The following is a 16,166-nucleotide window of genomic DNA, read 5'->3' as shown; positions in this document are numbered from 1 at the left end:
ATGCATATCTTTATTTGATTCATGCAGTATAATTCTTTCTATTCTTCTTTTAATATTTGAATGATATTGGTTCTGGCAGCTTTGTTTACATAATAAATCACAGCCATGGAAACCACCAAATAGGTGATGATGCCAGGCAAAATAAAAATCCAAATATTTAATGGTGTCTTATAAGCATACTGCTCTAGATATTTACTTACCACAAAATAGGAAGGTATAATGGCTATAAGAAATGCCCATAACACTTGATAAGAAAACTCTCTAAACAATGAATATTGAATAGACCGAATGGAAGCTCCATAAAGTTTTTTCAAGCCAAGCTCACGTTGTTTGCTACGAATCATAAATAGGCTCAAACCAAACAAACCTGATAAAGCAATTAAACAAATGATCAAGGTGATGATGGCAATCACATGGGTATAAAGTTTCTCCTGCTCATAAAGCTGAGATAATGTTTCATCGAAAGTTCGAACCGATAAATTTCCAACTTTTCCAGTTTCCTCCCATTGCTTCTTTGCATCATCTATGATATCAGCTTGTGAATTGGGCTCATGCTTTATAGCAATTTCAGAAAGATATTTTTTTGTTCCTAGTTTAATGACTAATGCTGGAATCTCTCTATGCATAGAATGAAAATGAAAATCTTTAATAATCCCAATTACTTCCTTTCCTATTACTTTCTTTCCAAGGGGATCTGTCAAACCCAAACTTTCAACAGCGGTTTCGTTCAAGAGAACAGCATTCTTATCTGAAGTGAATTGTTTTGAAAAGTATCTGCCTTCTATGAGTTTAAAATCAAAAACCTCTAAAAAACCATGATCCACTCCCATTGCTTCAAGCAAAATTTCTTCCTCAGGTTGATCAAATCGTGGCACCATAAAACTCATAGACGAACTTGTAGGAGGACCATCCATAGCTAAAGCAGCTTTTCTTACATTTGGATTTGCAAGTATTCCATCTAGAAAAGCTTGTGTATTTCCCGATCCACGGGGAAGGTTTAATATGATAATATCATCTTTATCAAAACCCATGTCTTTCTCTTGACTATAGTTCAATTGCAGCCTAATCGCAAAAAGAATAATGAGAAGTGAAATCACAATACATAACTGAAAAATTATTAATGATTTTCGAAAAACGCTCTTCGTCGAAAGCTTTTTATACTTGACTTTCAGCACATCAACAACAAGGAGATTGGAAAGCTTATAGGAAACATATATACCCGACAAAAGCCCAATCACAATACTTAATAGTAAGAAATAAGGAAAATAACTAAAGAAATTCAGATTGACAAAATCAAGTGGAATCTTTAAAAGGGAGGTAATATCTGGAAGAAATATCTTAAACAATAAGATACTTAATGGTAAAGCCAATAGGGAAAGAATAATGGACTCCCCAAGGAATTGTTTCTTTATATCTTTGGGTTTTGCGCCCATTACCTTTCTTATTCCAATTTCCTTATTTCTGTTGATGGATAAAGCCGAATTAAGTATGATATAATTTGCTGAAGCTACAAAGATGACCAATAGTGCAAGTATTAAAAGAACATATAACACTTCAAAATCCATATAATAATCAATATAGAGTTCTTTATAAGAATGGATTTTCAATTCTATTTTTAAACCTTTTCCAGCCACTCTAGAAAGGAATCCCTCTAATTTTGAATTTAAATTATCAATATCTGCATTTGGTGATAACAGGATATAGGTAAACCAATCTCTCCTGGTCCAATTATCCATAATATCCTGCTTATCCTTTTCATCGCTATAGCGTTCGAAAAAATTAAAAGCATTTTCTTGATTCACCATATAGCTCGGACGAAAAGTAGAATTTAAAGGAGTATCCTTAAAAACAGCCTGAACGATGAAAACTAATTGGCCATTCCTAGTATTTATTTTTAATGATTCACCAACAGGATTTTTATCCCCAAAATACTTCTTCGCCATTTCTTCAGAAATAAGAATAGAGCTTTTATCTGATAATAAAACTTCCTGCCCATTTTGTGAAAGCAATGGAATTGAAAAAACATCCAATATATTTTCATCAACAGCATAGAATTCCTTTGCATTGAAAACCTCATTATTATGTTCAACTTTTACGCTCTTCAAATAACTATATTTAGTAGCAGTCTCAATCTCTGGAAATTCATCACATAAAGTTTGAGCCACTTTATAGGCAACTCGAGAACGAGACATTTGGAAGTCCGTCAAGTATGATTCCACCAGATAAATGTCGTCAATTTTTTCGTGATGCTTATTAAAGCTGAATTGAAATAGTATATAAACAAGGGCATTATATGCAATAAATAGAGCAATAGATAAACCAATCAAGTTTATAAGGGTGAAAAAACGGTTCTTCCACAAATGCTTAAATGCTGATATTATATAGTTTAGTATCATGTTTTATATTATAAGCTATTCATATCTCAATGCTTCAATTGGATTTTTTCTGGCTGCTTTGATGGTTTGCCAACTCACTGTTATCAATGCGATAACAAAAGCTATTGCAGCTGACAAAAGAAATATCCACCAGGAGATATCTGTTTTATAGGCAAAATTTTCTAACCATTTTCTCATGGCAAAATAGGAAAGTGGAGTGGCCAAAATAAAGGATACCGAAATCCAAATCACCACATCTTTAAGCAATAATAATAGTACTTCGCTAATGGAAGCTCCATTCACTTTTCTAATGCCAATTTCTTTTGTTCTTTGTTCTGATATAAAAACAGAAAGCCCAATTAATCCGAAACAGGCTATTAAGATGCTGAGGATGGAAAAAGTATTGATGAGCTTTAGTAAAACGCTTTCCGATTCATATTGTTCTTGCACTTCTTCTTGCATGAAATGATAGCGTACAGGTTGACCAGGAAAAACCTCAGCTAGCTTCTGTTCTACTAATTTGATCAAACGATGGGCTTCATTATGGAAGAATTTGACCAAAACAAAACGAAATCCCATTCTTTCATCATCAGGAATATGGAAAGCAAAACTTTCAATATTGTGATGTAAGGATTCATAATGAAAATCTCCGATGACGCCCAATATTAAGAACTCTTGCTCCCCCCTATCTTCCGCATTCTCGTCAACAGGAAATTGACTACTGCTGATTTGTTCTTCACTATACTTTTGCTGCAATTGATGATAGAAAGTCTCATTGATATACCATCCTCCTTTTGCCCTTTCTTTATCGGGATGAAAATATTGAATAACAGGGATATCTAATGTTTCTAAGGCATCAGCCTCAATAAATCCAAACTTAAAAGGAAAGGAATCCTCGGCATTAGAGAAAGTCATATCTTGTAGTCTATAGCCCGGATAGTGACGAACAGCTGCAGCACTGATTACGGCTTTATCATTTTTCAGTTCTTGTTTTAATATGTTTATTTTTTCATTATTTTGAGGAACTTTAATCACCAAAGTTTGCTCACTATTATAACCCAAGTCTTTATTTTGGATAAAATCTATTTGTTTATTGATCAGCAGGGTAAAACCAATCAGGCCTATTACAGCAGTAAACTGAAATATCAATAAAATGACAGCAAACTTCCTTTTGCTTTTCAATTTAATCTCAGATAATAATGATTCTTTCTTCACTAAATCGGAGGAGGCTATCAATGAAATAATCAAGCTTAGCAATAAAAGACTCAGCAGACATAAGGAGATGAAGTTAAAGGAGAAGAACGAGATTTTAAAGTCGCCAAAATAGTCTGCTCCAAATAATCCTTGAAAGGAAGCCAAAAGATATATCGCCAGAATCAAACTGAAGAATACAGAAATAAATATTTCCGAAAAGGTTTGAAATAGTATCTGATTCTTAAAAGCACCCATCGATCGCATCATAAAGTTGGCTTTGCGATAGAAAGAGGCTTTAGCAATGTGCATAATCACGAAATTTAAGATGGCTAAAGCCAGTATCAAATACCCAATGATGATTAAAACCTGATGAGAAGATTCACGAACGGTTGGCTTCATTTCTCCTGTTAATCCTGCAGTAAAGTGTATATCGAAAATAGGCTGTAAATGAAAATTAAAAGCCTCCATTGGAGGGCCAGGAGCGTTTTCAAGTCGAACTTCAGCTCGTTCCCTCAGACCCGACTCAAAAACCTCTATATCTGCACCTTCGCGAAGTTTTAAATAGATAGCTGCAGCAAAAACCTTACGGGATTTCACAGCCTCTACTGTTGGTGAAAAATGACCAGATTGCGAAAACAAAACCTCATACGATAGATGAGAATTCATGGGCATCTCTTCTACTATTCCTCCCACCGTAAAAGCAATTAAGCTATCCTGATGCGCACTAAAAGACCTCACAAATACTTGCTTTCCAATAGCGCTCTCTTGTGGGAATACTCTATCAGCCATTTTTTGTGTAAGAAAGACCATATTGGGCTCATCAATACTTCTATAATCTCCCAAAATTAAGGAAATGGAATAAAAATCAAGAAAGGAGGAGTTTATAAAAATAGCATGATCTATTTTATACTTCTCTCCCTCCACATCCAATTCTTCAATGGAATGATAAGTATGACAAGTGGTGGAAGAAATCACATTTACATCCTCCTCAATAACATCTTGAAGGGCAGCAAAAGTGCTGGTATTATAGTTGCCATCTCCAAGTCTAGAGACCAATCTATAGGCGTTTTCTCCATTTTCGATAAACCTATCATAACTGGCATGATGCGAAGTATAGGAGAAAATAGCCAAGGCCACAGCCATAGCCAAACTCAATCCCATAATACTGATGATAGAATAGAGTTTGAAGGACCACAAACGCTTTATCGACAAGCTAATACTTTTTATGAGCATCATATTTCTAGTTAATTTTTTTGATTATCAATCATTATTTCTATTTGATTATTCGTAACGTAAAGCCTCAATTGGATTTCTTCTTGCTGCTAAAAAGGTTTGCCAACTTATGGTAATTATTCCTATCAGAAAAGCCATCATTCCTGCAAATGCAAAAACCCACCAATTAATTTCTGCTTTATAAGCAAAGTTCTGTAACCATGTGTTCATAGCATACCAAGCAATGGGAACAGCAATAACAAAGGCAATGAGCACCCATTTTATGAAATTATAATTTAACATTTTCACCATTTCAAAAACAGTGGCTCCATTTACTTTTCTAATACCTATTTCTTTCACTTTACTATTCATGAGCAAAAATGTAACTCCAAATAAACCTAGCATAGATATGAGTATAGATATGCAAGTAAATAGAAACAAAATAGTGGCCGTTCGCTTTATCTCAGCATACAAACTTTCAAATTTTGTATTCATAAACGAGTAATGGAAAGGAACATCGGGTAACACGCTATACCACAAAGTTTCTATCTCGTTTATCGTTTTCTGCGATTCACCCGGCATTAATGCTATGGATAGGGAGTAAAAGCTATCAGCCCATTCTTTTGAGATGATTAATGGAGGTATTTTACTGTATATCAATCCTACATGGAAATCTTTTACCACCCCAATAATTTCATAATTGCTATTTCTAAACATTGATTTTCCGACAGCATTCTCCCAATTCATCTGTTTGGCTAATGTTTCGTTTATGATAAACTTTTTGGTGTCGCTGTTAAGCCCTTCTCTAAAATTTCGGCCTTCCAATAATTCCAATTTGAAAGTATTAAAGAAGTTATCATCTACATAGAGCGCGTTAAACATTTGATACTGCTCTGAACCCTCAGGTTGATAGCCATTAGCGGTAGTCTCTAATCCAGGAATACCAAAACTTGCTGATGCATTTACCACACCTGGTATTTTTTTTATTTCGTCTATGAGCATTCCTTGTTTCGCACCAATAGAACCATGAGAAATATTAATAACATGCTCCGCTTTAAATCCCAAATCCTTATGTAATGCATAGTTTAATTGCTTATTAACAATCAGTATGGAGGAGATAAGAACAATAGAAATACAAAATTGAAATGCAGAAATATAATTCAGTCTTCTACTTCGAAAGGGCGTTGAGAAAGAACTAATTTCGTCAATGCTAATGATTTTCTTTTTGTAATTTACAAATTGGATAAAAGCAGTAATACTGCTGATGACGATAATCGCCATTATCAACATGAAAATATTTTCCTTCAACTGGAAGGATATAAAATCAGTTTGGAATAACTGAAAAATGGGATTCCTCAACACATAGATGATCATCGCCGAAAGCACTGCTGCAATCATAAATAGCAGAAACGATTCTATAAAAAATTGTTTGGCAATGCCAGATTCTTCATATCCAAAATAGTGTTTAATACGAAACTCCTTTAAGCGGAGGCTTAATACTCCACTTGAAATAAAAAGATAATTAATGATGGCTATCAGAAGGATGAGAACTCCAATAAACAGAAGCAGTAAAACTTGTTTTCCATCTTTGCCATTACTATCCCAATCCACATCAGAGAACAAGTGTATTTGTGCTAAAGGCTCCAGATAAAATTCACTGAAAAAACCTGAATCTTCATCCTTTTTATTTATCTTTTCCCATAAAAAATCGGGTAATCTTGCTTCTACTTTTGATTGTAAATGTCCTGAATAAAGCTTGACAAAAGTATGAGCAGATATTCCACCATCCCAGCCAACATATACATCGGGTGAATGGATTAATATTTCCATGGGAAAAACAGCATTGAACTGAATGTGAGAATTTAAAGGAATATCGGCTACAATTCCGGTAATGATATAGGAATTATTGTCATACTCCACAAGATTCCCTAATGCATTCTCCTTTCCAAATAATCGCTCTGAAACTTTTTGTGTAAGCACAATACTATTCTTACCTGCTAGGACTTGCTTTGGCTGCCCTTGGATGATATCGAAAGAAAAAAACTCGAATAAATTGCTATCAGCAAAAATCACATTCTCAAGAGTAAGCTCTTTATCGCCATACTTAAGCGTATTTTCATGCCAATTGTTCCGTATCCTGACCACCTCTTCAATTTCTGAAATTTCATTTTTTAAAGCAGGGCCATAGGGCATTCTAATCGAAGGGCTAATATTTCTTGCTTTTGGGCTTGTAGCTATTTCATTCACCCTAAAAATTCGATCCTTATCTTTATGAAAACTATCGAAAGAGTATTCAAAACTAACATATAAGATAATAACCATGGAGCAGCTTAAACCTAACACCAATCCAAATAGATTGATAAAGGAATAAATTTTAAAGTTTTTAAAACTATAAAAAGCAGACTTAATCAAATTTATCATTATCGTGTTTTTTCAAAAAGGTTCTTTTATTCATCCCTCAAAGCATCAATAGGATTTCTCCGAGCAGCCTTAAACGATTGCCAACTTATTGTGATAAGGGCAATAAAAAGAGCCATTAAGCCCGCAAGTATAAAAATCCACCAACTCAGTTCCGTTTTATAAGCAAAACCCTTTAGCCATTCATTCATAGCATACCAAGCAACAGGAACAGCAATTACATAGGCGATGGAAACCCATTTTATAAAGTCTTTATTCAGCAATTGGATAATTTCAAGAACGCTTGCACCGTTTACTTTACGAATACCTATTTCCTTGGTAAGTTTTACAGATTTATCCACTGAAATGGCAAACAAACCCATCATCGATAAAAAAATAGAGATGATGCTGCAGGAGCCAATTAAGCGAATGAAATTTTTGTTCTCATCGTGAATACTTTTGTAACGTAGATCAAGGCTTTCGAAATTTACTGGATAATCGGGAATGAGCTTGGACCAAATGCCAGCTATCGAAGCTTCTACTTCTTTTTCTTGACCTGCTATTGCTTTAACTAAAACATTGGGGCCTTCGTCTCTATATTCTATAAAACCAGGTTCTATTTTTCTTTTTAAATTTGAGAAATGAAAATCGTCAACAATACCAATAATAGTTTTGTCAGAATTTCCTGGCATACTTTTACCAATAAGTTGCTGATTGGGAAAAAGACTAGCCAATGATTTATTTACAAGACACTTATGCTTATCGACTTCCGGATTCCCAGAAAAACCTTCACCCTCCAGTATCCTTATCCCCAGAGTCTTTACAAAGCTTGCATCTCCAGAAAAAAAACAAGGATAGTATTCCTTTTTCACACCATTATCATCATAATTAAAAAGCAGTTTAAAATGCCCGAGGAAAGGTGCAGAGGGAGTTAGTGCCACCTCCTTAATATTTGGATTGGCACGCAATTCTTCTTTAAAAGCCTTGCTGAGATTTTTATAAGCTTGAGGAATTTTTATTGCCATTACATTTTTGTCCAAGCCAATTTCTTTATTGTTAACAAACTGAATTTGTTTGATTATAACGGAAAAAGAGATTATCAAAACTATCATTACTGCAAGCTGAAAAATATTCATTACGTTTATTTTTCTTCTAATGGGTTGGAAACTGCATTTCATATTTGTTGTTGAGAGCTTTGTTCTTATATGGATTTGCGCAAAGAAATAGGATATTACAGCCACCAATCCTAAAAGCAATATACTTAAGGCTAAACTATTAAATTGAATAAAAGTAGAGGCAGTAATTGTAGTTTTTAGCAGCTCATTAAAATAGGGTATTAATAGTTTTAATAGAAGGATACCGAGTCCGATAGAGACCAAAATTAGCACAAAAACTTCCCTCATAAAAAGGAGTGTCAAATCTTTATTTGAAGCACCATGTATTCTGTTTATTATATAGTTTTTTGAATTATCGTTTAATCTGTTCTTAATGAGTATGAGATAGTTAAACAATCCAACCCCTAAAATCAATAACGCAACTAGAATGGCTATCCAAAGGTCAGCTTTATCGCGTGTGAGGTCGAATATTGATCTTCTCATAGAACTATAATAGGCCTCATTCATTGGCAGTAGATCATATTGGTTTGGGCTGTCGCCTTTGATAACGGGAATTTCATCTTTTAAACGCTCAAACTCTTGTTCCATTTTTTGTCTGCTCAAAGGAGAATCCAATTTCACATAGCAACGGCTGTTTCTTTCTCCATGGAATAGACTTACCATATCAAAATTAAATTGCGTTACGGTATTGGGTTTTTCAAAAACTCCGCTAACTAAAAACTCTTTCTCCTCACTTTTGAAACTTATTATAATAGGCTTACCAATAGGCATTTCATTACCAAAGTATTTCATGGCAAGTTCTTTTGAAATGGCAATATCATTTTTTGATTTGAGCACAGTTTGCTCATTTCGACTTAAAAGGGTATAATTAAAAAAGTTAAAGAAATTAGATGATGCATTTAAAACAACAGGCTGATTATAGAAAGAGTTATTATTTACCTTTACTTGCGTTACACTATTGTGTATGATTCTGCAAAAACTTTCTACTTCAGTAAAATTTTCTTTCATATATTCTGCTGAACCATATCGAACGAATAGCATTTTGGGGCTGTCACCTCCCACTGCCCCAAAAGGATTATTTGTTTGTAAAGCGAATATTCTATGCTTATCCGGATTAAAACTTTCAGGATTTAGCTCACGCTGAATAAATACGGATATTAATAGGAAGAAAGCCATTCCTACAGCCAGACTAATGATGATCACCGAACTGTTTAGTTTATTCATTTTAAATATCTGTATTATCTTGAGAATTTGCTTCATCTATGTATTTAGTTTGTACCGTGACCTTTAATGTTTTTTTCATTTTCACTCTAGCTTACAAAAAATCAAAGTTTAATATCTATTCATATCTCAAAGCATCAATAGGGTTTTGTCGTGCAGCTTTAAAAGTCTGTCCGCTTACAGTTAGCAATACAATAATAAATGACAAACCACCTGCTAACAGGAAGATCCACCAACTTAGAGCCGTTTTAAAAGCAAAATGTGTAAGCCAAATATTCAAACCATAATATGCAATTGGAATTCCGATAACAAAAGAAACCAGAACCCACTTTAGGAAACCTAGATTTAATAATTTCAATACTTGGAAAACGGTGGCTCCATTTACCTTACGAATTCCTATTTCTTTAGTCCTACTGGCCATCATAAAAGAAACAATTCCAAATAGGCCCATACTGGCAAGTAGGATAGCTAGAATAGCAAAGAATCCCATCAATTGGAAAGTTTTGTTATCTCTCATATATCTTTGCTCTAGTATCTCATCAAGAAAACTAAATTCTATGATTTCGTTGGGATAGATTTGATGACAAACACCTGATAAGGATGACTTTATGGCTGAAACATCATGAGTAGGCTTCACTTTTACGATTAAATGATAAGCCCATGGGTAATGAATAACAAATACGGCAGGCTTGATATTATTATATAAAGACTCAAAATGAAAATCATCTATAACACCGATTACTCTACGACTAGCATTTGGCCAGACACATTCTAAGGATTGTCCGAGGGGATTTTCAGTGATTCCCAATTTTTCTACTGCGGCCTGATTTAACACAATCGCCTCCATTTGATCTGTCTTGGTCTCCTCTGAGAATAATCTTCCTTGAGCAGCTTCTATACCTAAGGTTTTGAAATAATCAAAAGTTACATGAACATATGGAATAGTAATAGGGTCGGTTTGTCCTTCCGGTAAAACAGTACCATCATTATTAAGAGATCCAGAGGGAATTCGACTGGCAACAGCAACACTTATTACATCATTATTTTTGAGGAGAGCCTGTTTGAGGGTATTGTATTTCGTTTCATCTCCAAAGTCAAAAATGGCAGTCAATACCCCATCTTTTTCGAAACCTAAATCTTTATTTTGTAAGAAACTGATTTGTCGAAACATCACAATAGCGCTTACAATTAAGATGATTACTATGGTAAATTGTGTGCCAATAAGAACTCTTTTAATTTGAAATCCAGAACGTCCACCACTATTATTAGACTTCATCACTCTTTGTGGCTGATAAGAAGACAAAACAAAAGCTGGATACCAGCCTGCAAGTATTCCTAAGGTAAACATCATTATAGTCATTCCAAGAATAACAGTACCATTGGTGAGTATAGAAAAGGTGAGCTGTTTATCCGCTAGATTATTGAAAAGTGGAAGACTCAGTTTAACTAATAATAGAGCTAAGCCAAACGAAATGAGAAATACCAAAATGGATTCCATAATAAATTGAGTGGCTAATTGTTTTCTTGAAGCTCCAAAGGATTTTCTCACCCCTATTTCTGTCAATCGTTTGGTAGCATTGGCCGTTAGTAAATTCACATAATTAAAACTAGCAATCAGCAAGATAAGTAAGGCTATAGCCAGAAATATAATAACATAAGTAACACTGTTCTGTGGCTGAATATCTCCTAAGAAGTGGGAAGAAAATAAGTGTATATCTTTAAGATTCTGCAAAGTAAATATAGGTAATGCATCAGCCTCTTGGTAGTAATCCTTCATCAACTTGCTGATTTCTGCTTCCACATCCGCTTTATTAAAGCCCTGTTGAGTATCAAAATAGACTAGGAAATTCCACCATCCCCAGTTTTCCTCCCAACCATCATCGAACATAGCATTACCATCGTTCAAAGTCATAAAAATATCGAAAGTAAAATGGGAATTTTCAGGAATATCTTGAATGACCCCAGTGATGGTATAATCATATTCGCTACTAACTTTTAAAGTTTTACCTATAGGATCAGCATCACCAAAATATTTAAGGGCGGTTTCTTCAGTAATCACCATGGACCAGGGCTGGGTTAAAGCTGTGGCAGCATCTCCTCTTACAAATTGGAAAGAGAATATATTAAACAGATCGGGATCTACCCAAGCCACCAAATTTTCCTTAAACCTCAGCTCGCTCTTTTGAATGAGTATATTATCACGGGGCAAAATTCTTGCGAAACTTTTTATAGCAGGGAGTTTCTCAGTCAACAAAGCTGCAGTACCAGGAGCTTGATAAGGATGCTGTTCCTGACAAAGCCTATGAATACTATCAGCTTTTGTATGATAACGATCAAAACTCCACTCGTGCAACACATAGAAAAGCAGTAAAATACTAACCGCCAAACCAATGGTCAGGCTTAAGATACTTATTGAAGAATACACTTTATTCTTCCACAAATTCGCAAAAGCTATCTTTATGTAATTTTTAATCATGACATTTTTTTTAGATGATTAATTTCTTTTTCTTGGTTTTACGCGATTGATATCTCTTATTTGAAGTATCAATTTATTCTTCTAAATACTTTTCATTTTTTACTATAATCACTATCAAAAAACCTCCCCATTTTTAAGATTATTTTGACTCCTCCGTAATCACTTGTCCATCGAGTAAATTAATGGTACGATGGGCAAATCCAGCATCTCTGTCGGAGTGCGTTACCATAATAATAGTGGCACCTTCTTGGTTGAGCTCGGTGAGCAAGTTCATGACTTCTAAACCATTTTTGGTATCTAAGTTACCCGTTGGCTCATCGGCTAAAACTAAATCGGGATTGGCTACCACTGCTCTTGCTATAGCTACTCTTTGTTGCTGCCCACCAGATAATTGTTGAGGATAATGCTTAATACGATGTCCGATTTTCATTCTTTGTAAAACCTCCTCCACTCTTCTCTTTCTTTCTGAAGCACTCATCTTTAAATAAATAAGAGGAAGCTCCACATTCTCGTATACAGAAAATTCATCAATCAGATTAAAGCTTTGAAAAACGAAACCAATATTTCCTTTACGGAAAACGGTTCTGTCTTTTTCTTTAAGTTTGGCTACTTCCGTACCGCCAAATTGATAGGAACCATCGGTAGGATTATCAAGTAAACCCACAATATTCAACAAAGTGGATTTCCCACAACCCGAAGGCCCCATAATGGCTACAAATTCTCCTTTTTTTACATTGATGTCTACACCATTAAGCGCATAAGTCTCAATATCTTCTGTTCTAAATACTTTGGTTAATTTTTCAATTTTTATCATGTCTATTGTTTTTATTGTTTCTATATTTTATGCTTTATCCTCACGCAAAGCCGCAAAGTCGTAAAGAAATTATACTTTTTATTGCTTCATTCTAATGATATAATGCTTGAATGATTTAATATTTAGCTTGTTCTTATACTCTATCATTTCCCCATTCCCTCATTCCTTCATTTGCATCTGTCAATTTCTACTTTTGTACATTCTTCATCGATATTCATTTCTATTTGACTCCATTAAATCAAGCTTTGTGCCGCAAAGCCTAACACATTGTATTTATGGTTTTTACAGAATATTCGATCAATTAAAAAAAGAACTAAGTGTAAATATTTTTTACAGCGATTGTATATATAATTTACAAATATTTGAACGAGAAGAATGGTGCTTTGAAATAAAAAAGAGTAGTGTTGAAATTATAATTGTTTTCATTTAAATACTGTCCAAAAGAAGTTCCATATTAAAAAAGATTCTTCACATCATTACATTACGTTCAGAAAGACGGGTGTTTAAGATTTAATTGGAAGGAAGAAGGGTTTTGCTTTTGGTATTGAAAAAAGCAAAGCCCTTCTTCCTTATGAGTTGTCAAAACACCTGTCATTCCGATGCGAAGCGAGGAATCTTTAATAATTATTAGGACGCTATTGTATTCATTTAAATGTTATTTGTGCTTTTAAATGATTATTCCATTTTAATTTCACATTATACTATGAAATCCCGGCCCTTATCTATTCCTAGGATACTTTCCTTTAACAAGTTCGCCTTATTTTTATTCATACCTCAAAGCCTCCACTGGATTTCTTCTGGCTAGCTTAAAAACCTGAAAACTAACTGTGATTAAAACTATTAACAAAGCAACAAACCCAGCTAAGGCAAATATCCACCAACTTAATCCGATTCTATAAGCAAAATTCTGAAGCCACTGGTTCATAACATACCAAGCAATAGGAACAGCAATTGCAAAGGCAATGGCCACCCACTTTATAAAGTCTTTATTGAGCATGATTAGAATCTCAGAGATTGAGGCCCCATTTACCCTTCGAATACCCATTTCTTTGGTGCGTTGCTGCGAGATAAATAATGCTAGTGCAGTAATTCCTACAATGCTAATTAATATGCCGATAATTGAGAAGGTAAAAAGTATTCTGCCTAGAATTTCTTCGGCTTTGTATTGCTGAGCTATCTTTTCGTCGATAAAAAAGTAGCTGAATTCTTGATTGGGATAATGTTTATTCCACACTTCCCTTGTGATATCTAAACCTTCTCTGGTATTTCCTGCTCGTATTCTAATATGAGTAAATCTTGCACGAGATGGCGATTCTCCTAATAAAAAAGCAAAATCACCCACGGCTTCATGCGCTGAGTTATAATTAAAATCCTTTGCTACACCAAGTATTTTTACTGGATTATCATTCTGATCTAAATTGTGAGTCATAGCATAGGTTTCAAGCGCTTCTATTGTTCCGTGTTTTTCCAATAATCTATTAAACAAATGTTCATTAATAAGCATACCTTCAACAGTATCTGCAGAGGGAGAAATCCAATTATGGAGTAATTGAATATTCATTGTTTTTATATAGTCGTAATTAGCCAGAACGAAATCGGCAGATCCATCAATTCCAAAACCTTCGAGCTGGAAATCTTGTGTGGGATAACCAAAATATTGTCGAGTGAAACCAACAGATTTAATGAGAGTATTCTTCTTCAACTCATTGGCAAAAACGGTAGGATCTTTCGAGAAGTCTTCAAAATGAATAACAACTACATTTTCTTTTTCGAAACCTAATGATTTTGTGCTCATAAAATCAATTTGCTTATTTACAATAATTGTACATGACATCAGGACGATAACAATGCAAATTTGCAGCACAATCAAAGCTTTTAAACTAAAATTTCCTGAGGAACTATCTTTTTTTGTAAGGAGCTGAACTGTTGTGGTTTTTCTTAATAAAAAGAACCCCACAAAAAGAGTACTTAGGGCTCCACAAATAGCCAGGACACCAATTATGGTAAGGTATATAATAGGCTCGGAATAATAAATATTAAAATCTATTTCGAAAAACTGATTTATTTGTGAGCCAATAAATTTTAATAAAAACAGCGAAACAAGAATGGCAGCAGAACAATGCACTAATACATCAACCAAAACCTGTTCTATGATCTGTTTTTTATGCGCCCCAACAGCACGATACAAACCAAGTTCCTTTGATTTTTTTATCAATTTGGTAAGGTTCAAATTGATAAAATTAAAAAGGCTTACAAATAGTATTACAAACGAAATGGTAATGAACAAGCCAATATTGATTTTGCTGGTACTTTCTTTTAATTCAAAGCGATAATCAGACTTTAAATGAATGTCTGCCAATGCTATAAGATTGAATTTATAATCCTCAGGCCCTCTCACGTTCCGTAAGCTGCTTTCATTATATATAGAAAGGAATTTATCGGCCACTAGTGCTGGAGAGACCTCATTTTTTAATTTTATATAGTTGTAAACCCAATGGGTCTTCCGATTTGGCAAAACGTTGAATCGTTCCTGCAATGATCCTTTTTGCGAAAGTAAGATATGATATTCAAAATGAGTTTTGGGATGTGTATTTTTCACTATACCTCTAATCTGATATTCACCCACATCTTGAAAATATTGCAAGGATTCTATCTTAATGGTTTTACCGATAGGGTTTTCATTCTCAAAATGTATTTTTGCAAAGTCTTCAGAGATAAATGCGGTATTTGGTTTTGAAATATCGTTTAAATCTCCCACCAAGCTTTCTACTTCAAACATTTTTATAAAACTTTCGTCAACCGACATCATGTTCTTTTGCTGAAAAGAGTTTTCATTTAGCCTAATTGTTCCGATGGGACAATGGGTGAATTGCGTTGCCTCCACTATTTCAGGAATATGTTTAGACGCTCCATTAATAAAACCGAGACTTCTGGCCCATTGCATATTCGAACCTGTAGGACTAGAGATGACCCTGTATATATTCTTATAATCCTTAATATGCTTATCAAAACTTCTTCATTTGTAACATAGATAAACAAGATGAAAAATGAAATAATCCCAATAGCTAAGGCTAGAATATTTACACCTGAAAATATTAAATTCTTAGAAATTCTCTTGATTGAAATTTTTAAATAGTGTAGAATCATTTTATAAAATTTAATGTGCTATTTATTTTTGCAATCGCATTACTCTATTCGTATCGCAAAGCCTCCACTGGATTTCTTCTTGCAAGCTTAAAAACCTGAAAACTAACTGTGATTAAAACTATTAACAAAGCAACAAACCCAGCTAAGGCAAATATCCACCAACTTAATCCGATTCTATAAGCAAAATTCTGAAGCCACTGGTTCATAACATACCA

Annotated in this window: 7 protein-coding genes; all 7 read right to left on the bottom strand. The window is 34.2% G+C overall.

What is annotated here, in order from left to right:
* Positions 1-38 precede the first annotated feature (38 nt).
* Complete coding sequence (locus HNS40_RS13670) at positions 39-2,396, bottom strand: ABC transporter permease (RefSeq protein ID WP_172281740.1); 2,358 nt, start codon at positions 2,394-2,396, stop codon at positions 39-41.
* Between the two features lie 15 nt (positions 2,397-2,411).
* Entirely contained in the window at positions 2,412-4,805 is a 2,394-nt protein-coding gene (locus HNS40_RS13665) for an ABC transporter permease (protein WP_172281738.1), read from the bottom strand.
* 45 nt (positions 4,806-4,850) lie between these two features.
* Positions 4,851-7,202 carry an ABC transporter permease gene (locus HNS40_RS13660; RefSeq protein WP_172281736.1) on the bottom strand — a complete coding sequence of 784 codons (2,352 nt, stop codon included), beginning with the start codon at positions 7,200-7,202 and terminating at the stop codon, positions 4,851-4,853.
* Positions 7,203-7,228: 26 nt separating this feature from the next.
* Entirely contained in the window at positions 7,229-9,517 is a 2,289-nt protein-coding gene (locus tag HNS40_RS13655) for an ABC transporter permease (protein WP_172281734.1), read from the bottom strand.
* A 115-nt stretch (positions 9,518-9,632) separates the two neighbouring features.
* Complete coding sequence (locus HNS40_RS13650; protein WP_172281732.1) at positions 9,633-11,990, bottom strand: FtsX-like permease family protein; 2,358 nt, start codon at positions 11,988-11,990, stop codon at positions 9,633-9,635.
* 139 nt (positions 11,991-12,129) lie between these two features.
* Positions 12,130-12,804, bottom strand: a complete 675-nt coding sequence (locus HNS40_RS13645) for an ABC transporter ATP-binding protein (RefSeq protein ID WP_172281730.1) — start codon at positions 12,802-12,804, stop codon at positions 12,130-12,132.
* 763 nt (positions 12,805-13,567) lie between these two features.
* Positions 13,568-15,802 carry an ABC transporter permease gene (locus HNS40_RS23735; RefSeq protein WP_371742944.1) on the bottom strand — a complete coding sequence of 745 codons (2,235 nt, stop codon included), beginning with the start codon at positions 15,800-15,802 and terminating at the stop codon, positions 13,568-13,570.
* Positions 15,803-16,166 lie beyond the last annotated feature (364 nt).

Source organism: Lentimicrobium sp. S6, assembly GCF_013166635.1.
Lineage (GTDB): Bacteria > Bacteroidota > Bacteroidia > Bacteroidales > UBA12170 > UBA12170.
Note: the sequence above shows the minus strand (reverse complement) of the source record. Positions and strands in the feature narration are given on the sequence as shown.

What these genes read in the sequence shown, in the direction of transcription:
- HNS40_RS13670 (WP_172281740.1), bottom strand. Translation starts at nt 2,396, where the DNA reads ATGATACTAAACTATATAATATCAGCATTTAAGCATTTGTGGAAGAAC.
- HNS40_RS13665 (WP_172281738.1), bottom strand. Translation starts at nt 4,805, where the DNA reads ATGATGCTCATAAAAAGTATTAGCTTGTCGATAAAGCGTTTGTGGTCC.
- HNS40_RS13660 (WP_172281736.1), bottom strand. Translation starts at nt 7,202, where the DNA reads ATGATAAATTTGATTAAGTCTGCTTTTTATAGTTTTAAAAACTTTAAA.
- HNS40_RS13655 (WP_172281734.1), bottom strand. Translation starts at nt 9,517, where the DNA reads ATGAATAAACTAAACAGTTCGGTGATCATCATTAGTCTGGCTGTAGGA.
- HNS40_RS13650 (WP_172281732.1), bottom strand. Translation starts at nt 11,990, where the DNA reads ATGATTAAAAATTACATAAAGATAGCTTTTGCGAATTTGTGGAAGAAT.
- HNS40_RS13645 (WP_172281730.1), bottom strand. Translation starts at nt 12,804, where the DNA reads ATGATAAAAATTGAAAAATTAACCAAAGTATTTAGAACAGAAGATATT.